We start from the raw sequence: 957 nt of genomic DNA on the forward strand, positions 1-957 counted from the left end.
CTTGCTACAGAATATAAGTCGCTGACCCATTATACAAAAGGTACGCAGTCACACCCGAAGGTGCTCCCACTGCTTGTACGTACACGGTTTCAGGTTCTTTTTCACTCCCCTCGCCGGGGTTCTTTTCGCCTTTCCCTCACGGTACTGGTTCACTATCGGTCAGTCAGGAGTATTTAGCCTTGGAGGATGGTCCCCCCATATTCAGACAGGATACCACGTGTCCCGCCCTACTCTTCGAGTTCACAACCTGTGCATTTTGGTGTACGGGACTATCACCCTGTACCGTCGGACTTTCCAGACCGTTCCACTAACACACAAGCTGATTCAGACTCTGGGCTGCTCCCCGTTCGCTCGCCGCTACTGGGGGAATCTCGGTTGATTTCTTTTCCTCGGGGTACTTAGATGTTTCAGTTCCCCCGGTTCGCCTCGTTAACCTATGTATTCAGTTAACGATAGTGCAACGAATTGCACTGGGTTTCCCCATTCGGACATCGCCGGCTGTAACGGTTCATATCACCTTACCGACGCTTTTCGCAGATTAGCACGTCCTTCATCGCCTCTGACTGCCAGGGCATCCACCGTGTACGCTTAGTCGCTTAACCTCACAACCCGAAGATGTCTTCAGATTGCGAAAATTTGAGAGACTCGAACACACTTAAACAGTGTGTCGTTTCAATTTTCAGCTTGATCCAGATTTTTAAAGAGCAAATATCTCAAACATCACCCGAAGATGAGTTTTGAGATAGTTCGGCACGCGTCTTTCACTCACGAACCAGCAAGTGGCGTCCCCTAGGGGATTCGAACCCCTGTTACCGCCGTGAAAGGGCGGTGTCCTGGGCCTCTAGACGAAGGGGACACTGAAGTCTCAATCGCAAGACGCCTTGCTTCTCTACTTTCATCAGACAATCTGTGTGAGCACTACAAAGGCAGGTTCTTTAAGGTAAGGAGGTGATCCAA

General features: G+C 50.3%; 1 tRNA gene and 1 rRNA gene. Both read right to left on the reverse strand.

The annotated features are described in order from the left end of the window. Positions 1 to 602 (reverse strand): 23S ribosomal RNA (locus ABLX76_RS13805); the annotation flags it as partial. A gap of 178 nt (positions 603 to 780) precedes the next feature. Then, a tRNA-Glu gene (locus tag ABLX76_RS13810) sits at positions 781 to 856 on the reverse strand. Positions 857 to 957: the final 101 nt, after the last annotated feature.

The organism is Klebsiella sp. JB_Kp004, from assembly GCF_040065795.1.
GTDB classification, from domain to species: domain Bacteria; phylum Pseudomonadota; class Gammaproteobacteria; order Enterobacterales; family Enterobacteriaceae; genus Klebsiella; species Klebsiella quasipneumoniae.